Here is a 21,095-nt window from a genome sequence, read left to right on the forward strand (position 1 = left end):
AGTTTAAAATTAATGTTGATGAGCTTGACTTTGGGGGCGAGTTCATCCGGAGGAAGGTGCGTTAGGGTGACACCCGTAACATACCCTACCGATGAACTGAGACAGCACTAAGCACCAAAATAAAATTGCTCGGAGGATGATATTAACGCATGGAATATCAATTGCAAGTCAATCGGGCGATAGAAACCTTGAAGAAGGATTTACCGACACTTTTTGAAAAAGATATATCCTACGAAATTTATACGAAAGATATTTACTTTCAAGATCCTGTAAACAAATTTAAAGGGAAAATTAGCTATCACATTATCTTTTGGACTTTGCGATTTCACGCCAAGCTATTTTTTACTCAAATTTATTTTGATTTGCATGATGTATCTCAAACAGCTCAGGATACGATTTTGGCAAATTGGACTGTTCGAGGCGTGTTGCGAGTTCCTTGGAAAGCTCGCATACTCTTTAATGGCTATTCTACTTACACGCTTAATAAAGATGGTTTAATATACAATCACATCGATACTTGGGATCATAAACCAAGCGAAATTCTGAAGCAGTTCATCCGCAAATAACCAAAAATGCAATAAATTGACTTGGGTATTTGCCTCTACGTGCTTATAATCGCTTTTCAATTTTTGCTTCTTACCTTTTTTAGCGTTCACATTTGTGAGAAAAAACACGATAAGCATTCTCGTCTACATTACAAGGCTCGGTTGCATCATCGTCTTCCATATTCACCAAATTGTATCGAACATTTTCCGTATGAATTGCCAATGTGACTTTTGACACTTCCAAAAAATTAATTACCCAAAAACATTCTTCTTGGGGATAACATTCATAATACTGAATGATTTTCGCAAGACAAACTTCTAGATGAGTACGGCTATAGGGAGAAATTAGAATTATTTTAAGGAGAAGCATTGCTAAGGTTACGGATTTTCCTTGAGAAGCTAAGGAAATAAACAGCGAAGAAGGTTCGCCATTTCTCTTAACCGTTAAACATTCAATAACTCGATTACAAGTTTTGAGTAGCAGAGAGCTATCTAACTCTTTTTCTGAGTATTCTTCATAGAAAGATTCTAGAGCTTTACATACTTTTGTTTGTAAAGTATCTACTAAACCTTGGTTATCTGTAGAATAAAATAAATATTTAAGTAGGCTTTGCTTAAAATACTTGTACTTAAGCTGTTGAGTTTGTTTGAGAAAAATATTAGCTAGACTTGCATGGTTGAACCAGCCGCGTTTTGCCAAAACTTTCTTCACTAAGCGCAGTGCGTCATCGCCAAGAGCCGTAGGGTTTTGGGTTCTTCTATCATTAACTGTAACAGGCTGAGAACGAGCTGTATACATCGCCAGTTCAAATTTGAATTGTTCTTTTAGCTGCTTTGCTAGTCCTTTAGCTGCTTGACGCTGTTCTATTGTGTTTTTAGAATTGACATACTCAGGTGCTAGTAAATAAGAAGCATAACGGTATTTCCAATGATCTTTCTGTACAACTTCATATTTAAAAACAAATAGCTTGAGTTCTTGGTAATCTGGGCTATTGACAAAATTCAACAGCCACGTATTGAGGGTTTTTCGAGTTGGAGATGAGAAGCTATCGCTAGGCGATAAGTTAGAAAATAGCTGAACTAAATCTTGTGCTGATTTGGATTGCCTAGCGGCAATCCAATTATTAATTAAGATATAACAAGAACGTTTTAAAGTGTTTTTAAATTCTTTTTCAGCATTAAAGAATATCATTTTCTGTAGTGCTTCTCTAGGCTCAGAAGCAACAGTCTTAGCCGGATTAACAAATAACTGGTTGAACTGATATAAAACTAAGTCTGGCGACCATTTTTTAACAATGCTGAGGAAAAAACGGCAGATAATTTCTTGCTCAGGAAGAATATTTTTGCCCGACTTGTTTGATTTAGGCAATGGCTTAGGCTGATAAGAATTTGGTAAGACATCCCGGAGTTTCGGAGTCGTCATAACTCTTGAGTGCTTGGTTGTGAGTTGAGGTAAAACGCTCTGGGATTGCATGGTGCTGTCGAGGATTCTTTATTCTAAATGTAGACTGTTTCTCCACAAGATTTTGTGATGGAAAACAGCGATAGAGTATGACAGCCACCTCATGAATGGGTGAGGACGGATACTATAGCAATGTGACGCCAGTCACGCAAGCGATCGCCTTTAAGCCTTGTGGGAATTTTCTCCGCTGGGGGATTTTTTTTTGTACAGGTGTAGCGGAAAATGAAATCGAAAACCTCTACTGTAGAGAAGAGGTTTGAGACGCACCAGTCGTAAGCTGTATCTAGCTGAAGCCGAGGTGTAGCGATCGCTTCCTAGCGAATTGCTTATTAACTACACGCCGTTTAGAGGTAATTCCGGCTTCTTGTAGCGCACCACACCTACTTAATATACACCTCACATTAGAATAACAAGTATTAACTATATTCGCAATAAGAGATAAAAATCTCTCTTTCCTAGTACCCAATCCCACTTAAAAGTTAACTTCTCGGCGTTAAAATACACTAAAGAACTAAGAAGCAGCCATTCCAGGGAACATTATTCTGATTGGAGAACGTCAATTTAACCCGCCGTCTTCTGACCATGCTGAAATTTTATATGCCAGTAACTAAGCGAACTCTTTGTAGTTTAATTGTAAGCTGTTTGATCATTTTGGCTTATCAGCCACCCAACTATGGGAATAATAAGCAGTTCGATACCCCGACAAGTGAAAAGGCAGTTAATCGTACCTCTATCAACGGAAAATACACACCTCTGGCAATTAATTATTTTCTGGAAGTGGCTATGGGAACTGAGTACGAAGGCTCAAGTTCCACAATCAAAAAATGGGATAGGGATATAAGGATTAAAGTTATTGGTTCGCCAACTCCTGAAGACCTCACAAGTTTGCAAGCAGTAATTGACGAAATCAATATTCTTACCTTAGGTAATATCAACTTGTCATACGATGCCAATAATCCCAACCTAGAAATTTACTTTGTTCCTGTCTCACAATTTGCAAAATATGAGCCAAATTATAAGGCGTTAAATTATGGCTTTTGCTGGGTTGGGTGGAATAATGATGCTATTTATAAGTCGAGAGTTTTGATTTCTACAGTTGGAATTACCCAGAAAGAACGCTCTCATCTGATCCGCGAAGAACTCACCCAATCTTTAGGGCTAATGAGGGATTCTGACAGATACGCAGATAGTATCTTCTATCAAGGTTGGACTGACTCAACAGAGTATGCTGAGATTGATAAAGCTCTTATCAAAATGCTTTATCGACCAGAAATCCGTTCTGGAATGAGTAAGGCACAAGTGCTGGAGGTGTTGAAAACAATGGATATACAAGAAGAAATTGCACCTAATTCTGATTGTAAACCAACCGATGCCAATCCTGCTCTTGATTTTTCGGTTGAATCATTTTGTGATAGTAGCACTAAGTAAGAGGAATCTCTTTTAACTAAGGAAAGCCGGAAATCTGCACGTTTCTTTAGGTAAGAGAGATCCCCCAAATAGCGATAGGTAGCTGTCTAAAAGCTGAAAGTACCTCAAGATTGTGCGAATGGGGTGCAATAAGGTGCAAAGCACGAAAAGAGCGATCGCTTAACTTCATGAGCTTACCCTGACACAAGCTGACACCCCCTCTTAATTCGCCAACAGTATCCTTAAGTTCTTGGCGGGTTATTGAGAATGGTGCAATATCTCAATTAAGTTATTTTTTTATCCTACAGTTTGAAGTGCGGAATGTGGGCTATAAGCCAAATGCTCGTTTTACGCTTGGCTTATTCAGGTAATACAAAATCAGGGCTGACATTCCAATATTAAAATTTGAAACTATTTGTATAAAGGATATTCCTATGCCACTAATTACATAAACTGAGCTAATAATATAGATAAATTGAAGTATGAACATGGCGAATAGTGCCCATTTTTTTAACCTCAAAAAGTCAAAATTAATTTTCCCTAAAAGTACAACAATAATTAGCATTATAAGAATAATAAATGGAAAGGGGAAAGGTATTATTTCCACATCCGCCCATACTTGTCCTATATACAAAACAAGCCAGAAAACTAAAAAGAGTATTAGCCAACAAATACTCGAGCAAATACAAAGAATAGAAATAATTTTCACTTCAGTAGGTCGTCGGCTATTTTGTTCAGGAGGTTGTTGCATCTTTTTTTTGAATTCAAGAATTCGTAAGTATCTTTCACTAATCGTTTGCTAACAATTAGTGATAAACCAAAAGCAAAAATTTTAATAAAAAGACTGGTAGTGGTATAGAAGTAGTGATAAATCCATTTTCACCCCCTACCGTACAAGGCTTTGAGCATTGAATATCACTACCTGTTTACCACTACCGTATTTCGTTACCAAACCGCCGTAGACACCCTAAAATTTAAGACGATACTGGAGGTTAGTTACAGATCAATCGCTGTTGTGCTTTGCAAGAAGTGATAGAAGTCTATCACTTCTCGTGACACCTTCGCTTAACTAGGATGCTGTCAACTTCCTAGACTCTTTATTAATACAAAGCCGCACGAGTTTGTGGCCCAACAACGCCGTCTACTCGTAATCCGTTTGCTGCCTGAAATCTTCTTACTGAAGACGTTGTTACAGAACCATAGTATCCCGTGCTGGTTCCACTAAAGTAACCTAAATCTCTCAGACGATTCTGGACGCTAACCACGCCGGGGCCACTGATACCAAATCGCAACAGACCTGATGGAGAACCACCACCAGTAGTACCACCGCCGCTGCTACCCCCTACCCAGGCGGCAGATACCCAGTTGCCATTAGAAAGCTGCGCCCAGCCTCCTGAATAGCGACCGCTTAGGGAGATATCGGTTCCATTTCGCAAGCTACCGACAACCGCACCATTAGGGCTGGAACGGACTTTCAGGGAACTGCCATTGGTTCTCACATAGGCTGCCATAGCACTATTGGCTAAGCTGACAATTGAGAGCGCCATCATGGCAGATAATAAACCAATCCAAGCTGAGCTTGGCGGTTTCCAGTTTAATCCTTTGAATAACGTCACCTCGTATGCGTCCGGATTGAGGGTGACTTCTTCATGGGCTACAGACAAATGGATGTATGCAAGTGTTTCCATTGTTTTATTCTCCAGAAAATTGCTTAATGCAACTGACAAAAGGCTGTAACCGCCATTTTTCTCAGTTAGTCGTTATCACATAGGTGTAACTACTGAGATTAACTACAATGATATAAAGCAATTTTCGGTTAGATTATATTTTCTTAATTAAAAAATAATAATAGACAGACTGGCGGGATAATTCAAGCTGGCAGGTAAGCTGCTACGCAGCTTGATTATATAATGTAAAAATAATTAACCAAGCTATTGTCAGCCACGTATGCCAGCCAAAAATCATCTTTCTCAAGAACAAAGAAAACGCCTACTTAAAACGTTAAAAGAGCATGAAAATCCCTATGTAAGAGAGAAAGTTTTTATTTTGCTGTTGATAAATGATGGAAAGACTTACCAAGAAGTTAGTGAGTTTTTAGGCATTGCTTATCCAACAGTAGCCTACTGGGCAGTTCATGGCGACCCAGACAATGAGGATAGTTTTTTAGATGGGAGAAGGGAAGGTAATTTTCGTAAAGTCACCAAAGAGTATGAAGATTTATTGTTAGAAGTTGTTGAAAAAGAACCAGCAGAATATGGATATGAATTTGGTCGATGGACAGCAGCAAAACTAGCAACTTACCTTGAACAAGCCATAGGAATCAAGTTAAGTGGCTCTCAAGTGAGGAGAATATTAGAGAAAAAAAAGTACGTTTACCTTTGGGCAAAATACAGCCTGGAGGACAAACAAAATCCTGAGAAGCGCAAGGCTTTTAAAGAAAAATTATCAGAATATTTAAAAGTAACTAAAACTAACCCAGAGCGTTTACAGGTATGGTAAAGGGCGTGAGAGCGGTTTTAGCTTAAGGGTGATAAGAAGAAAAACATGGGGAAGGAAAGGTCACAGAAAGAAAGTGACAGGACAAAGAAGAAGAGGAAGAGTAAATATTATGGGAGGATTACGCTATCACGACAAAAAGAGAATAAACTTTGTGGTTAAAAAGGGAAATGCAGATGTTTTTTTACGAACAGATAAAACTCTTGAATATTTTCCTATTACAAGAATGGATAGAGCAAGGAAATATAGCTGAAAACTTCACAAAATCTTCAGCGAAAATAATTATTATTTTAGATAATGCTAGCTTTCATAAAAAAAAAGATATTTTAGAGAAAATCGAAGCAGAAATGCCAAATATTATCTTGGAGTTTTTGCCACCATATAGTCCAGATTATAATTTAATTGAATTGGTCTGGCATTCAGCTAAAGAATATATAGCTCATAGATTATTCGAGTCAGTAGAACAGCTAGAAGAGTTGTTAAATAAATTACTAAATGAAGGAGGTCTTATTATTAAATGGGAACGCCGAATTAAAAACAAAAGTAATGCTGTTTATTAAATTTAGCTGCGTAGCAGCTTAGTGCAGTAGCGATCGCAACCAGAGAGACGATGCAAAAATGACATTTATAAATTAATGTTACTCGCGTACCACTTTCTCTTGACGTTTCTGAATTACTTTATCTAGTAAACTGTGGGTTTGTTTAGAGCTAGGGGGCGTAGGGAATGCAATCGCTAATTTTGGCGATAACTTACATTTCAATACTTCTATAGGAGGTATTAGCCCCTCCTCTTGTAGAGGACGGGTTGGGGAAAGGTAAATTTGTATTGCACCGAAGTGGGAATCGCTCTAGCTTTCTCAAAGTCGGTTATTTTTGTTAAAAACTGTCATTTTGCTGGATGCTGCTGTAACACCTGCTTGATATATTGTCCCGTATAAGACCGTGGATTTTCTGCTACTTTCTCTGGCGTACCTACGGCAATTAATTCTCCACCTTTATTACCACCTTCTGGCCCCAAATCAATTACCCAGTCAGCGCAACGAATTACATCTAAGTTGTGTTCAATCACCAAAATTGAATTGCCTTTGTCTACTAAACGTTGCAACACATCTAGCAACTTGTGGACATCATAAAAAGATAAACCTGTCGTCGGTTCATCTATTAAATACAGCGTCTTTCCTGTAGCGCGGCGAGAAAGTTCTGATGCTAACTTCACCCGCTGCGCTTCACCGCCGGATAATGTGGGCGCGGGTTGTCCTAAGCGAACGTAACCGAGTCCGACATCAAGCAAAGTTTGCAACCGTGTTGCTGCTTTCGGAATGTTTTTAAAAAACTCCAGGCTTTCTTCTACTGTCATGTTGAGAACATCGGAAATAGACTTGCCTTTGTACTTCACTTGTAGGGTTTCCCGATTGTAGCGATCGCCTTTGCAAACTTCGCATTGTACATAGACATCCGGCAGGAAGTTCATCTCAATTACGTTCACACCCTGACCGCCACAAGCTTCGCAACGTCCACCCTTAACATTGAAAGAAAACTGCCCCGGTTTGTAGCCTCTCGCTTTTGCTTCAATTGTTTGGGCAAAGACATCGCGAATCGCATCAAAAACACCCGTATATGTAGCAGAGTTAGAACGGGGAGTTCGTCCTATGGGAGATTGATCGATGACAATCGCTTTATCAATCGAGTTGAGTCCTTTGATAGTATCTAGCTGTTTAGGGAAAGGAACTTTGCGGGTGAGTTGGTGTTGTAATGCTGGGTAAAGTAATTCGTTAACTACCGTTGATTTGCCAGAACCAGAAACACCAGTGACACAGACAAGTTTACCCAAAGGAATTTCGACATCTATATTCCTTAAGTTGTTACGATGGGCATTTTTGAGAACAAGCGATCGCCCGTTTCCATTTCTCCTCTGTGCTGGCGTTTCAATTACCTGTCTTCCTGACAAATATGCACCAGTCAGAGACTCTTCTGCTGTTAACAATGTTTCCAAATCGCCTTGGGCAATAACTCTTCCCCCATGAACGCCTGCACCAGGGCCAATATCAACAAGATGGTCAGCAGCACGTATGGTTTCTTCATCATGCTCTACCACAATTAATGTATTACCCAAGTCGCGCAGTTTGGTCAAAGTTTGCAGCAATCTTCCATTATCTCTTTGATGCAGTCCGATACTCGGTTCATCCAAAACGTAGAGTACGCCCGTGAGTCCAGAACCAATCTGAGTAGCAAGACGAATTCGTTGTGCTTCTCCCCCAGAAAGTGTCATCGCTGGACGGTCGAGGGTGAGGTAATCTAAACCAACATCAAGGAGAAATTGCAATCTAGCTCTGATTTCTTTTAAAACTAAATCGGCGATTTGGGTTTGGCGATCGCTTAACTTTAAATTATCAACTCTTTCCCGACATTGCCCAATATCAATACCCGTCAAATCGGTAACTCTATATTGTCCCAATCGCACCGAAAGCGCTTCTGGCTTCAATCGCTTTCCCTGACATACTTCGCAAAGCTGATCTACTAAATATGGCTCCAGCTTTTGTTTAACCAGTTCCGAATTGGTTTCGTCATACTGTCTCTGAAGCATCGGAATTACTCCAGCGTATCGTCTATATTCGTTGCGGTCTTCTATCTTGATAGATTTATCAGAACCGTACAAAATGACGTGTTGCTGTTCTGAATTTAACTTGTTCCAGGGTGCCTGGATTTCAAAACCATAAGCTTGTCCGACGCTGTACAGTAGTGAAAGATAGTAAGAGTTATCTTTTTCTGACCAAGGTGCAATAGCTGCATACACTGGTGAATTAAGATCTGGTACTAATAATTCTGGTGCAAATGTCCGCAAGTTACCCAACCCGTGACACTTAGGACAAGCACCGTAAGGCGAGTTAAATGAGAACAATCGCGGAGAAAGTTCATCCATCACCGCACCATGTTCTGGACACGCAAAGTTTTCTGAGAATACTAATTCGTTACTTGGTTGCTGATAGGAATTTTCCCCATTCGTAGAAGTATCTTGCACATTTTCACTTTTTGGGGTATTTTCAGCATAAGAAGTATTTGTTTGCTCGGATTGTTTGGGTATCGATGTATCATTTAAAAGGTCGATGACCGCAATTCCACTGGCATGACGCAGACAGGTTGCCAGAGAATCGACTAAACGCTCCTGAATACCAGGTTTTTTAATCAACCTGTCAATGACAATCTCAATGGTGTGAGTATAATTTTTATCAAGTTCAATAGAATCGGACAGTTGAAAAACCTCGCCATCGACGCGGACGCGAGCAAATCCTTCAGAAACTAGGCTGGAGAGCAATTTTTGATGAGTGCCTTTCTTGCCGCGCACCACGGGCGCTAGAATTTGGAAGCGGGTGCCGTCAGGCAGTTCCATGATGCGATCGCATATCTCATCAATCGTCTGCGGTGCAATTGAGCGATCGCATATCGGGCAATGCGGTTCGCCAGCGCGTCCAAACAACAGCCGCAGGTAGTCGTAAATCTCCGTCACCGTGCCAACTGTGGAACGTGGGTTGTGAGAAGTTGATTTTTGGTCGATGGAAATCGCCGGACTTAAGCCTTCAATCGCATCTACATCGGGTTTATCTAACTGCCCTAAGAATTGCCGTGCATAGGCACTTAGAGACTCAACGTAACGCCGCTGCCCTTCCGCAAAGATGGTGTCAAAGGCAAGGGAAGACTTACCACTCCCGGAGACACCAGTGAAGACAATCAAGCGATCGCGCGGCAATTCCAAATCAATATTTTTCAGATTGTGCTGCCTAGCGCCGCGAATGCGAATTTTATTTTGGTTTTCCTGATTTACGCCCGTGGGATGATGCCCATTTGGGGACTGAGTTGGTAGAGCATCTGAAAGATTTACACGGTCAGACATGAGGGCAGAGGGAAACAGTGCTTAACGATCTTAACGCTGTCTTTTGCAAAACTTTGATGACTTGGCCGATTCCTGAAATGATGGCTAACTGAAAGTCAGTAGTAAGCCATCAACTAAGTTCTAAAACATCCTCATACAGTGCCGCAATGGAACAGCTAAAATTAACACTAGCCAATTCAACTTCTTCGTCTTTGCCGTAGGGATAGAGAACCCAACGCCCTTCGGGATTGCGACGGAAACAATCTACACTTAATTTTTCTTGATTTATTAACACATATTCTTGGAGCGTTTCCAACGTTCGATAGTCGGCAAATTTATCACTTCTATCAAAAGCTTGTGTTGTTGGAGACAGCACTTCAACAATTAAGCAAGGGTATCGCTTGAAATCATCAGGATTCCTATCCCGCTCATCGCAAGTTACCATCACATCGGGATAATAAAAAATATTGGCTTGTTCAATTCGGGCTTTCATCTCTGCCATGTAGACCCGGCAACCAGTACCGCGAACATGATTTCTAAGGAGCGCAAATAGATTGCCTGCAATTATATTATGTGCATCGCTTGCACCTGCCATTGCATAAATTTCCCCTTGCCTATACTCATGTTTGATTAAACTTATCTTCTCACCTTCTAAATAATCTTCTGGGGAAACGTAGATATCACTTTTACTAACGGTCATATTTTATAGCTTCTTTAGGATGCTTTTATTTTAAGCGATCGCTTTTAAAATTACTTGGCGAACAGAAGCGATCGCCTTCACATCTGCAAAGATTTTATCTATGTTTAGTGCCATTAGGCATAATTGCACCTTTGAAGTTTGCATTCCGCAGCTTGGTATCTAACTTAGCACCCTTCAAGTTAGCACCCTCCAAGTTAGTACACTCTAGGTAAGTATCTTTCAAGTTGGCACTTCCCAAGTTGGCACTTCCCAAGTTGGCACTTCCCAAGTTGACTCCTCGCAGGTTAGCAAACTCCAGGTTCGCACCCTGCAAGTGTCCATTTGCCAAGAATGCACCACGCAGGTTAGCACTACCCAAATTGGCACTTCCCAAGTCAGCACTTCCCAATTTGGCAAACTCCAGGTTGGCACTTCCCAATTTGGCACTTCCCAGTTTGGCATTATCCAAATAAGCTTCTTGCAAGTTAGCATTTCCCAGGTTGGCAAACTCCAAGTTGGCACCCTGTAAGTTTGCATCCCGCAAGTTAGCATTCCCCAAGTTGGCACCCTTGAGATTGACACCGTGGAGATCGCACTTTTGACATTCTTTAGTTTCCAATAACCGCTTAACCAAAGTTTCCTGCCGGGGAGTTGTCAAAGCTGGGTAAATCATCATAGCCCCCAACCCGGCGATAATACCAATGCTGGTTAAGCCCAACACAGCGGCTTTTTTTCTACTTTTTATGCCACCACCGACAACATCAATAGGTTTAAGTGCGGTCATCGCAACAACAGCATTATCGAAGCGATTTTTCAGGTTTGGTTCCACCATTTTTGTTAACCATTCAACAAAGTTTGAGCTTAGTTGAGGAACCAACTTCTTAAAATCAAAACGATAGTTGTCGTCAATCAAGTTACCAATAGCAACGGAACGGGTGCCAGTAAGTAAGCAGATTAGCGTTACACCTAAACTATAGAGGTCTGATGCCTTTGTGAGGGGACGACCAAACTGTTCTTCTGGCGGCATAAAACCGGGAGTTCCTGCTGCCACACTGCTCATCGCAACTTCCCCACTCCGAATTCTCGCCAAACCAAAATCAACTAAGTAAGCATTTAATTGCTGGTCAACCAAGATATTCTCAGGTTTGATATCTCGATGAATAATTGGGGGAATTCGCCTTTGCAGGTAAGCCAAAATTTCTAATACTGAGAGAGCAATTTGCTTGATCTCTTCAGGATTAAAGCTGCATCTTTCTGCTAAAGATGGTGCGTTTTTATATTCCTGCACCAAACAAAAACCCGCTGGAGTTCCAAAAGAATTTAGGTATTGAGGAATGCGGGAATGCTGCATTTGTTGCAGCACTTCAATCTCGCGCTGATAAGCTTTAAAACTCGACCAGTCACCACCCGCATCGGCAAAACGAAACTCTTTGATTACTACCTGTTGATCTGAGTTGAGGGCGGTAGCTTGATAGGTAATACGTCCCGCTTCCCGGTTGCGTCCTAATTCTCTGATGACTTGATAACCTAGCTGGGAAAAGTCTGGATAGTTACTCATTTGATTCATCGCTGTCTCTCAATCTTGGCGCAGCAAATTAATAGTGATGGAGTGCATCTCAGTTTTGTAAAAACGCCTAACAAGTAAACTCGCGCGAGGCTTGAGCCTGTGAGAAATTTCTCTGAGATGCTCCCCTATTGCTTCCTGTCAAGAGTCAGCTTTTCCGGATTTATCTGACTTTTTACCTGCTTTTGGAGTCAACTTTTCCGGCTTCATTTGACTCTCTACCTGCTGTTTAGCTTCTATTGCTTGCTGGTAATCTGGCTTGTATCGAATTGCTTTCTCATAGGAAGACAGCGCTTCTTCGTATTTTTGTAAATTAAATAGCGCATTGCCGCGACTGAACCAGCTTTCGTAGTGTTCTGATCTAATTTTAACCGCTCGGTTATAAGACGCGATCGCATCTTCGTATTTTTTCAGATTATACAATAGATTCCCTAGATTGTACCAAATTATATAATCATTATTATTTAATCTAAGCGCTTTTTGATAAAAGCCTAATGCTTCTTCGTAACGCTCCAATTGATGCAGCGCCCAACCTCTCGCATACCAGCCTTTATAGTAGCTTGGTTGGATTTTATTCACTTGTTTATATGAATCAATCGCTTCTTTATATTGCTGTAAATTAACTAAAGCATTGCCACGACTGTACCAAGCATTGTAATTATTCGGCTGAAATTTAACAGCTTTCTCATAAGACTCAACAGCATCTTTGTAACGTTGCAAGCTGATGAGCGAATTCCCGCGATTGTGCCAAGCTTGCGCGTAGTCAGATTTGAAATCAATCGCTTTGTCGTAAGACGCGATCGCATCCTCATACTTCTGCAAATTATGCTCTGCCCATCCCTTACTATACCAAGCTTGATAATAATCTTGCTTAAATTTAACTGCTTTATCAAAAGAGTCTATTGCTTCTTCGTATTGCTGTAAATTAGTCTGGGCTTCTCCTTTACCATTCCAGACTTCAGGCGAGTTTTCTTTGATTTCTAAAGCCTTGTCAAAAGAATAAATTGCTTCTTTGTATCGCTGCAAGTTATCCAAGACATAGCCTCTACCAGCCCAAGCTTCAAAAGAAACTGGACTCAGTTGAATTGCTTTATCATAGGCATCAAGTGCCTCTTTGTACTTCTTTAAATCTAACAGCGATTTACCTCGACCATTCCAAGCTTCAAAGTAATCTGGACTAATTTTAAGAGCTTTGTTGTAAAGCGCGATCGCTTCCTCATTTCGGTTTAACTCAGATAGCGTCTTGCCTCGATTATATAAATCAGTTGCATTAGAAGAATTAACAAAATTTACCAGATAAAGTCCGCCCACTGTTCCCAATCCAAGCAAAACAGTTAATATTAAAACATTTCTCCAAATCGAGACGGATTTTTTAGCTTTCTTCTGAGTTGTCGGACGAACTGGCGTTTTAACAACTGGCGAAACCATCATCGTGACACCAGTAGGAATCTTCAAATCTTTAAGTGCTTGCAATCCTTCAGATGCTGATTGGTAGCGCTGCCGAAAATCATAACGCACCATCTTGTCTAAAACATTCCCCAAACCATTGCTAACTGATGAATGATTACGCCAGATAATTTCCCCAGTATCGGGATCGGTTTTTAACTGATTAGGAAATACCCCAGTGAGAGCTTGAATCCCAATCATTCCCACAGCGTAAATATCGCTAGTTAATTTAGGGTGTCCGTTAGCTTGTTCGCTGGGTAGATACCCTTGAGTACCAATAGCTACAGTGAAGTTACTCTGTAGACCATTAATTATCTGAGTGCTAATTTGTTTGACTGCACCAAAATCAATTAAAACTAACTTATTGTCTTCCTGACGACGGATTAAGTTGCGGGGATTAATATCGCGGTGAATTACATTTTGTTGATGGACAAATTCTAAAATTTCTAAAATATCTTGTAAAAGGGAAACAACTTCATCTTCACTCAACTGTTTACCGGGAGTGAGTTCTTCGCTGAGGTTATAGCCTTCAATAAATTCTTGAATCAGATAAAACTCTTGATTTTCCTCAAAGTAAGCAAAAAGGCGAGGAATTTGAGCGTAATTTCCTAATTGATACAAAACTTTTGCTTCAGTATCGAATAAACGCCTTGCTATTTCTAAAGTCTGCGGATTGGCTGACTGAGGCTTAAGTTGCTTAACAACGCACGGAGGATTGCCAGGGAGATACATATCTTTAGCAAGGTAAGTTTTACCAAACCCACCTCCTCCCAAGGAGTTGATGATTTGGTAGTGTCCTCCTAGTATTTGTCCTAAAGTTAAGTTCATGCAGTTTCGTGACAGTTGGCGTTAGGGAAGGGTCTTGCAAAAAATCGCGCAACGGCTGAAAACGATTTTGGCACAGAACAACGCGCCTAACTCCACCTACACGGGTGAAAACAATTAATCAGACACCGCAAGTAAGCTTTGCGCTTTCATCCGCCCTAATTATTGGATGTTACAGCTTATTGGAAAAAAGTGCTGAGTGGGAGGACGTGAGAGAAGGTTTACGCAAGCGATCGCGTCTTACCGAAAAAATACTAACCCAGCTTGCGAGGGCATTGTACGGCGTTTAGGGCGATTTCCTTGCTGTTGCTGGGGTTCAGGGTATGCAACCCGCAAGCGATCGCTTTCCACAAGATCCGGAAAGACAGGGAAATTCCCGAAAAAATATATATATATCTAGATGTGCGTTTAAAAGCCACTGTATAAGGAGCTGGCAATCCACCCAATGATCGGCAAAATAGTAAAAAATCGTTACCAAATTGTCCAGCTCTTGATCTCTGGGGTTTTCGGGCAAACCTATATTGCTGAAGACCTTGACCAAACAGGCAACCCCAGATGTGTTCTCAAACACTTCAATTTTGCCACTCCAGCCCCCAACCTTTCTTCAATTACAAAGCGTAGGTTTATCTGCGAAACCGAAACTTTGAAAAAACTAAAACATAACGAGCATATTCCCCAACTATTAGATTACTTTGAAGAAAACCAAGAATTTTTCTTAGTGCAAGAATTCGTTCAAGGTCATCCCCTGAGTGCGGAACTGCCCATCAGCAAAGGCTGTGTCAAACGCTGGACTCCAAGTCAAGTTGTACAAATGCTGCAAGATATTTTGTGCATTCTTGACTTTGTTCACTCTCAAGGTATCATTTATTGCGATATTAAACCCAATAATATCATTAGACGCGCCGAAGATTGCAAGTTATTTATAACTGATTTTAGCGCAGTTCAATCGCAGCATTTTACTATAGATAAAGCTCAGAGTAACACTACTCTGGCTATTAGTGGCTTGGGCTATATTCCCGCCGAGCAACTGATAGGCCATGCCCACCCGAACAGCGATATTTATGCTCTGGGAATGATTGCCATCCAAGCACTAACAGGCGTCGAACCAGCGCAACTAACAGAAGATCCGGTTACGGGGGAGGTGATTTGGGAGCATCATTTGCCGCTAGAAGCGATGTATGAATCACCTCTAAATGAGTTAATTTCGGTGCTGAAAAAAATGGTGCGCTATCACTTCCGCACCCGCTACCAATCAGCATTTGAAACATTACAGGCGCTGCAACCGTTAACCGTAAAGATTTCGGAGCCAGAAGTCCTAGAGGCGGACTTTATCCGAATGTCGGCTGGTAGGCAAGAAGTGTTGAGCCGATCTGTAATTGTAGAAGCGGGTTTACGTCGCCTCTTACCCTTCTCGAAAGTATGGGGTGAGGAAACGACGAGTATACAAGAAGTCTTAATAAACCCGCCCGTAGAGAACTCTGAAGCACTTGTTAGGCAAAATTTATTTAACCCAAATGTAAAAAAACTTCCTACTTCTCCTGTTCTTACTGGAGTTACTATAGGTATTGCAGCTAATAGTTTAGTAATTGCAGGTGGAGTATATTCTCTGCTGCAAGCGTTTCCCTCGGAATCAACATCAGGAACTTTGGTAACGGCGCAGGAAAAATATCAAAATGGAGATTTCAAAGGCGCGATCGCGCTGGCTAAATCCATTCCTTCAAAAAGCACCGTCTACCCAGAAGCTCAAGCCGCCATCCAAGAGTGGAGCCAAGATTGGCATACCGCCGCTACTCAATTTAAAGCGGCTGAACAAGCATTTAAGGAAAGCCGATGGTTAGATGTCGTAGTTGCTGCTCGTAAGATTCCTGATGTTCCTTTTTGGGAAAAGAAAGCCCAGCCAATCCTCCAAAAAGCGCAACCCAAAATAGAAGCAGAAGCAAAACAATTAATTCAAAAAGCCTATGAAAAAGCTTCCCAAAAAGACTTTACCAGCGCTGTTAACTATTTGAAATTAATTCCTAAAGATACGGCAGATGTAACAATTCAACAAAAATTGGTAGAATATACTGAGAAAGAGCGGATTAAATCCGAATATTTGTTACAACAAGCATACGAAAGAGCAGCCCAAACAAACTTTGCTGGTGCCTTAAACTATCTCCAACAGATTCCTCAAGACACTCCCGCCTACGCTCAAGCTCAAGCCAAAATTGCTGAGTACACCAAAAAGCAGCACATCCAGGCTGAGGTTCAAAAGGCTGCAATGTCAACCGCCAAGTCTTCTTCAGCCAACAAAGTGTCATCCAGCAGCAACACCGAGGCGAAGTATCAAGATATTAACCCTGGTAGCCGCCTGCAAGAAGTTACTATTAAAGTCCGTTCCCGATAGTTATGCAAAGCAGGGACTGGCGACTGAGGAAATTATTCTCGTTCCTAGTTATAGACTGAGAACCGAGATAATGAGGAGAATTTGCCTGTCTCCCTCTTCTGGGTTGTTGCGATCGCTTACATTTTAAGGCTACGTTAAGACAAGGTTTTCCACAGCTGGGTTGCGATGAGTGAAAAGAACGAAGGTATTAAAATTATTAGCGATAACCGACAAGCCCGTTTCCTCTATGAAATTTTGGAAACCTATGAGGCTGGAATTGAGTTAACTGGTACGGAAGTTAAATCGATTCGCCAAGGTCAGGTTAATCTACGAGATGGCTATGCTTTGATTCGCAATAGTGAAGTATGGCTGATAAACGTCCACATTTCGCCGTACAAGGGTATCGGCGAATTTTTCAACCACGACCCCAGGCGCACGCGCAAACTGCTGCTGCACCGACAGGAAATCCGCAAACTGATTGGCAAGGTGGAACAGCAGGGCTTAACTTTAGTGCCTTTGAAGATGTATTTGAAGCGGGGTTGGGTGAAGCTAACAATTGGGCTTGGCAAAGGGAAAAAGCTGCACGATAAGCGCGAAGACATCAAGAAACGTGAAGATAAACGAGATATGGAACGAGCCATGAAAAATTACTAAAGTCAGAAAGTGGGGAAAAAGTACATCTTCTATATCTATAGTTAGAGGGAACAACCAGCTTACTTTATAGCCACAGATTGATTCTAGTTTTGGGGAATAACTATACCTTTATAAGTTAGGAACTCACAAAGCACTTTACTTAATTTAACTTATGAAGCGTTCTAATTTGTCGAAGGTTGTTGGAGCTGGCGTTCTCACCGTGAGTATGGCACTTCTCCCCTTAACTATGCCCGCCTCTGCTCAAACAAATCCCGATAATACAACTACTGTAGACCCCGCTACTTCGGGCCAAGATGTTGTTGTTGAGAACGAAGATGATGGTTTCGATTGGGGTTGGCTGGGCTTACTTGGTCTGGCTGGTTTAGCTGGGCTGGCTGGCCGCAAGAACAGTGAGCCGACAGCATACCGCGACCCCGATCCAGCATCTCGCACTGGTACTGGATATAGAGAGTAAAAAGACTAAAATTTAAAAAAAAAGCAGAAAGATTTTTTCATCTTTCTGCTTTTTTTTTCATAAGAAAAGGAGAAAATTATCAAACGCTGATCGCTATATCTCTAACTCGTGGGCATGCGATCGCTTGCAGGGGAGACAATGTAATAACTAGCAATTAACGCCACCATCATCCACCAGAGAGTATTAACTTCCGGTCGGTACCAGACTGTATCTACCAACCCGTGTCCCAGCAAACCCAACATAGCCGCAATCGCCGCCATCAGCCAAAACCCGTCCCGTCTTTGTACTTCCCGCAACCGAGTGAGTTGTAACCATCCCTGGTTAAAGGTGACAATCAGCAGCCACATAAAACTGATAAATCCGATAAAACCAGTTTCTACAAGCAATTCCAGAAAGATAGAATAGGCACTCAAAGCGTTATAACGAGGAAGCTGATACACCGGATAGATTTTATTGAAGACCACATTACCAGGGCCAATACCCAGAATCGGGCGATCGCGAATCATTTCTATCACCGCAATCCAGACATTGATCCGAAAATTATTGCTGCTATCCTTGCGACCACTAAACATACTGAAAACGCGATCGCGTAATGGTTCCACAAATAGTAAAGCCAACAATAGTACAACCGCCGAACTTCCCAATAACAACGGTAGCGACCAAGTGCGCCAGAAAGGAGGCATCTGGATACTCCACCAGAAAACCAGCATCATCGCAAACGCGCCCAGCAAAAATATCAAGGCGATCCAACCGCCGCGGCTAAAAGTTAAAACCAGACAGGCAGAGTTTACCACAAACATCGTCAACGCTAAGGCTTTGGGAACCCAACCGCGCCAAACGAAAACAGCCGCCAAAGATAAAGCGATCGCAGGCAACAGATAAGCTGCCAGTAAATTAGGATTACCCAGGTAACTGTAAACTCGCGTAGTTTGAGACATGGGAGACGTGGGATCTGTCCAAGTTGCCAAAGCTTCTGCCCCAAAAAACCACTGCCGCAACCCATATACACTGACAATCAACGCCACGTGCAAGTAGACGGTAATAAGTATTGAGCGCAGACGAGGCGATCGCAACACCCGCGCCATCAGCGCAAAAAACAGCAAATACAGCGTTAGCTTCGACCATCCCTTAAAAGCTGCTTCCTTCTCCGGCGACAAAGCCGTTGCTATCGTAGCAATACCCCAGTACAGCAAAACCAACCAGTGAATAGGCGTTACCTTTGGGGAGCCTTGGACGTACCCCCGCTCATCCGAGAGTGTCAGCAGCGCCCAAAAACCAGCACCAGCAGCCATTAACACGCCGATCAGGACATTTGACACGAAAGGAGCTAAAACAAACACTAAAGCTACCAAAACAGCTCCTATCGCTTGCTCCCACTGCATCAGCCAGCTACTTTGCCGCCAAGATCGCAAAATACCAACCAACCGATGTAAATAGCTGGTGCTTTGCCACTGATACAGCGGCAAATTGGACATGGTAAATCGTTGCCAAACAGTTATGTAATTGGTCATTTGCTAATTGCTAATTGTTCAAGCGCTAATTGCCATTAGCCATTAGCCGTTAGCAATTAGCCATTACCTATTCCCAAGTACATAGTCTATAGCCCATTGTCAGTCAATCGTCAAATGTTTCCTCACTCTCCATTGGCGGCAAGCTGACAACATAGCGATAACCTGCGTCTGGAGAGCCTTGAACAGAAATTTGTCCGCCATGAGTTTCCGCCAACAGACAGCTGAGTAAAAGTCCCAGATTTTCGCGAGAGTTGCTATTGCTCTGTTGCTGCCCAGGTACTGATTCCGGACTGGGAATAGCGGTACCCGAACCATTCAGCAGCATTGGATTAGCTGCTTGCAGGCACGACATAGATGATTGCGATTGCTGAGCGTGGGTGATGCTGGCTTGCAGCGCCGCTTCTGAGCGCTCCGAGAGCGTCGAAACTTCTGAATGCGAGTAAAACTCAATCTGAGGCAGACCATCTCCTAACCAAGGGTGAGAAACCCAGACAGAAATGTTCAGCCTTTCGCCTTTGCGAGAGACATGAATGCGAACCACACCACCCGCACTGCCTGAGTTAATTAAATTAAAAATCAGGTAGTAGAGGATTTGCCGCACCTTATCCTTATCCAGCAACCAGATGCGCTTACCAGGTTCTATTGATAAACGAATCTGTTGCTGCCGCCCAGACGCAAACTGTTCCAAGCTATTAATTGCCTGTTGACAGAGCATTTCAATGTCCACAGACGTAAAATCGAGTTTTTGGGTACCTTCATCTAGCCCTCCCAGAGACAAAATTTCATCCACCAGCGAAACTAAGTGGCGTCCGCTGTGGTGGATAATTTCCAGATACTCCTTCTGCTTAGTTGTTAATGGCCCGTAAACTTCGCGACCCAAAACACTCGCCATCCCCATCACCGAAGTTAGTGGGGTTCGCAGTTCCTGCGACAGCTGAGATAGCAGTTTAGCTTTAACAGAGGTCGTTGCAGATGGGTTGGGGGCTGAACGGGTCAGGGAAAGCAAATCGCTCGAATTCAGGGGAGTAGCGGCATTGTATCCTAAGTGATCGTAAGAGTCTGGTGGCGTGTGTAGCGACGATTTAGCAAACCATTGACTGCTGGAGCTGATACGCTGTGGCGAATCCACTTGCCGCGTTCCCAGAAGCAAAAGGTTTCGCTCATATTCGCTCAGGCTCCAGCGTGCCATGAGTGCCAAGAATTCAACATCTTTGCTGGTAAAACTACGAGGCACTAAATCCATGACTGCCAGTGTACCCAGACAAATTCCATCAGATGTCAACAGGGGGGTGCCTAAGTAGGAACGGATGCCGTAGTGCTGCACCAGCAAACTCTCAGCAAATATTGGCTGGGAAAGCTTGTCATTAGTATCGTAAATTGCCAATACCTGATGACTATCTACTACATAAGTGCAGAAGGTTTCATTGCGTGGGATTTGCCGCGAAGTCGCTAGCTCGTTCATCAGTCCCACTCGCGATAAACCCACAGCTGACTTGAGCCACTGGGTTTCTTGTGCTATTAAACCCAAAAAGCAGATTGGCGCTTCCAAAAAGCGGGCTGCTGTTTGTGTAGCTTCCTCAAAAACTGGAATCATTTCTGTTTCCAGTAGCCCCAACTCTCGCAAAGCCTTGAGTCTTTGTTGTTCTCTAACTTGTGGTGTCAAACCATCAAAACGGCAAAAAAGTCTACTTTCTGGGCCTACCATTACTATCCCTACCCCCATACACGTTGCTTGTATGACATCATTAATAATTTCCAGCTATATTTAGGGTTCCCGAATCAAGGCAATAATAAACACGTTCAGGAAAGATTGCCTAAA

Annotated in this window: 15 protein-coding genes and 1 pseudogene; 7 read left to right on the forward strand and 9 right to left on the reverse strand. The window is 42.2% G+C overall.

Annotation, left to right across the window (positions count from 1 at the left end; all coding sequences use genetic code 11):
* The first annotated feature begins 149 nt into the window (after positions 1–149).
* Positions 150–566 (forward strand): DUF2358 domain-containing protein, encoded by a 417-nt coding sequence (locus H6F74_RS23725; RefSeq protein WP_190444609.1) that lies wholly within the window; start codon positions 150–152, stop codon positions 564–566.
* Positions 567–645: 79 nt separating this feature from the next.
* Here the strand turns inward: H6F74_RS23725 and H6F74_RS23730 are convergent, their stop codons facing one another.
* Positions 646–1,968, reverse strand: a complete 1,323-nt coding sequence (locus H6F74_RS23730; protein WP_190444610.1) for a hypothetical protein — start codon at positions 1,966–1,968, stop codon at positions 646–648.
* Between the two features lie 690 nt (positions 1,969–2,658).
* Between H6F74_RS23730 and H6F74_RS23735 the strand changes: the two genes are divergently transcribed.
* The gene (locus H6F74_RS23735; RefSeq protein ID WP_199301578.1) at positions 2,659–3,435 is read left to right on the forward strand and encodes a DUF2927 domain-containing protein; all 777 of its coding nucleotides are present in this window, start codon (positions 2,659–2,661) and stop codon (positions 3,433–3,435) included.
* Between the two features lie 307 nt (positions 3,436–3,742).
* Here H6F74_RS23735 and H6F74_RS23740 read toward each other — a convergent pair whose 3' ends face one another.
* Together H6F74_RS23740 and H6F74_RS23745 are read right to left on the reverse strand one after the other, a co-directional pair.
* On the reverse strand, positions 3,743–4,165 hold the full coding sequence (locus H6F74_RS23740) for a hypothetical protein (protein ID WP_190444611.1): 423 nt from the start codon (positions 4,163–4,165) through the stop codon (positions 3,743–3,745).
* A gap of 349 nt (positions 4,166–4,514) precedes the next feature.
* Complete coding sequence (locus H6F74_RS23745) at positions 4,515–5,102, reverse strand: peptidoglycan-binding protein (RefSeq protein WP_190444612.1); 588 nt, start codon at positions 5,100–5,102, stop codon at positions 4,515–4,517.
* A 259-nt stretch (positions 5,103–5,361) separates the two neighbouring features.
* Between H6F74_RS23745 and H6F74_RS23750 the strand changes: the two are divergent.
* Positions 5,362–6,470 (forward strand): annotated as a pseudogene (locus H6F74_RS23750) (IS630 family transposase).
* Positions 6,471–6,796: 326 nt separating this feature from the next.
* Here the strand turns inward: H6F74_RS23750 and uvrA are convergent.
* The 4 genes from uvrA to H6F74_RS23770 form a co-directional block, all read right to left on the reverse strand.
* Entirely contained in the window at positions 6,797–9,799 is a 3,003-nt protein-coding gene (gene uvrA, locus H6F74_RS23755; protein ID WP_190444613.1) for an excinuclease ABC subunit UvrA, read from the reverse strand.
* Positions 9,800–9,908: 109 nt separating this feature from the next.
* Positions 9,909–10,478: a Uma2 family endonuclease gene (locus tag H6F74_RS23760; RefSeq protein ID WP_190444614.1), complete on the reverse strand. Its 570-nt coding sequence runs from the start codon at positions 10,476–10,478 to the stop codon at positions 9,909–9,911.
* A 94-nt stretch (positions 10,479–10,572) separates the two neighbouring features.
* Positions 10,573–12,024 carry a serine/threonine-protein kinase gene (locus H6F74_RS23765; protein WP_190444615.1) on the reverse strand — a complete coding sequence of 484 codons (1,452 nt, stop codon included), beginning with the start codon at positions 12,022–12,024 and terminating at the stop codon, positions 10,573–10,575.
* 138 nt (positions 12,025–12,162) lie between these two features.
* Positions 12,163–14,295, reverse strand: a complete 2,133-nt coding sequence (locus H6F74_RS23770) for a tetratricopeptide repeat protein (RefSeq protein WP_190444616.1) — start codon at positions 14,293–14,295, stop codon at positions 12,163–12,165.
* Between the two features lie 104 nt (positions 14,296–14,399).
* On the opposite strand from H6F74_RS23770, the gene H6F74_RS23775 reads away from it, so the two are divergent.
* The 4 genes from H6F74_RS23775 (at position 14,400) to H6F74_RS23790 (ending at position 17,765) form a co-directional block, all read left to right on the forward strand.
* Positions 14,400–14,582, forward strand: coding sequence for a hypothetical protein (locus H6F74_RS23775; RefSeq protein WP_190444617.1), 183 nt, complete (start codon positions 14,400–14,402; stop codon positions 14,580–14,582).
* A gap of 155 nt (positions 14,583–14,737) precedes the next feature.
* The gene (locus H6F74_RS23780) at positions 14,738–16,678 is read left to right on the forward strand and encodes a serine/threonine-protein kinase (RefSeq protein ID WP_190444618.1); all 1,941 of its coding nucleotides are present in this window, start codon (positions 14,738–14,740) and stop codon (positions 16,676–16,678) included.
* A gap of 165 nt (positions 16,679–16,843) precedes the next feature.
* Entirely contained in the window at positions 16,844–17,311 is a 468-nt protein-coding gene (gene smpB, locus H6F74_RS23785; RefSeq protein WP_190426023.1) for an SsrA-binding protein SmpB, read from the forward strand.
* 151 nt (positions 17,312–17,462) lie between these two features.
* Positions 17,463–17,765: a WGxxGxxG family protein gene (locus tag H6F74_RS23790; RefSeq protein ID WP_190444619.1), complete on the forward strand. Its 303-nt coding sequence runs from the start codon at positions 17,463–17,465 to the stop codon at positions 17,763–17,765.
* A 101-nt stretch (positions 17,766–17,866) separates the two neighbouring features.
* Here H6F74_RS23790 and H6F74_RS23795 read toward each other — a convergent pair whose 3' ends face one another.
* Entirely contained in the window at positions 17,867–19,276 is a 1,410-nt protein-coding gene (locus tag H6F74_RS23795) for an IctB family putative bicarbonate transporter (RefSeq protein WP_190444620.1), read from the reverse strand.
* Between the two features lie 103 nt (positions 19,277–19,379).
* Positions 19,380–20,999 (reverse strand): GAF domain-containing sensor histidine kinase, encoded by a 1,620-nt coding sequence (locus H6F74_RS23800; protein WP_242022392.1) that lies wholly within the window; start codon positions 20,997–20,999, stop codon positions 19,380–19,382.
* Between the last annotated feature and the right edge of the window lie 96 nt (positions 21,000–21,095).

The sequence above is a fragment of the Trichocoleus sp. FACHB-90 genome (assembly GCF_014695505.1).
GTDB lineage: Bacteria > Cyanobacteriota > Cyanobacteriia > Cyanobacteriales > FACHB-T130 > Funiculus > Funiculus sociatus.

Coding starts and splice junctions, on each gene's coding strand:
- H6F74_RS23740 (WP_190444611.1), bottom strand. CDS start 4,165: ATGCAACAACCTCCTGAACAAAATAGCCGACGACCTACTGAAGTGAAA.
- H6F74_RS23745 (WP_190444612.1), bottom strand. CDS start 5,102: ATGGAAACACTTGCATACATCCATTTGTCTGTAGCCCATGAAGAAGTC.
- smpB (WP_190426023.1), top strand. CDS start 16,844: ATGAGTGAAAAGAACGAAGGTATTAAAATTATTAGCGATAACCGACAA.
- H6F74_RS23795 (WP_190444620.1), bottom strand. CDS start 19,276: ATGACCAATTACATAACTGTTTGGCAACGATTTACCATGTCCAATTTG.
- H6F74_RS23770 (WP_190444616.1), bottom strand. CDS start 14,295: ATGAACTTAACTTTAGGACAAATACTAGGAGGACACTACCAAATCATC.
- H6F74_RS23780 (WP_190444618.1), top strand. CDS start 14,738: ATGATCGGCAAAATAGTAAAAAATCGTTACCAAATTGTCCAGCTCTTG.
- H6F74_RS23730 (WP_190444610.1), bottom strand. CDS start 1,968: ATGACGACTCCGAAACTCCGGGATGTCTTACCAAATTCTTATCAGCCT.
- H6F74_RS23800 (WP_242022392.1), bottom strand. CDS start 20,999: ATGGGGGTAGGGATAGTAATGGTAGGCCCAGAAAGTAGACTTTTTTGC.
- uvrA (WP_190444613.1), bottom strand. CDS start 9,799: ATGTCTGACCGTGTAAATCTTTCAGATGCTCTACCAACTCAGTCCCCA.
- H6F74_RS23760 (WP_190444614.1), bottom strand. CDS start 10,478: ATGACCGTTAGTAAAAGTGATATCTACGTTTCCCCAGAAGATTATTTA.
- H6F74_RS23765 (WP_190444615.1), bottom strand. CDS start 12,024: ATGAATCAAATGAGTAACTATCCAGACTTTTCCCAGCTAGGTTATCAA.
- H6F74_RS23725 (WP_190444609.1), top strand. CDS start 150: ATGGAATATCAATTGCAAGTCAATCGGGCGATAGAAACCTTGAAGAAG.
- H6F74_RS23790 (WP_190444619.1), top strand. CDS start 17,463: ATGAAGCGTTCTAATTTGTCGAAGGTTGTTGGAGCTGGCGTTCTCACC.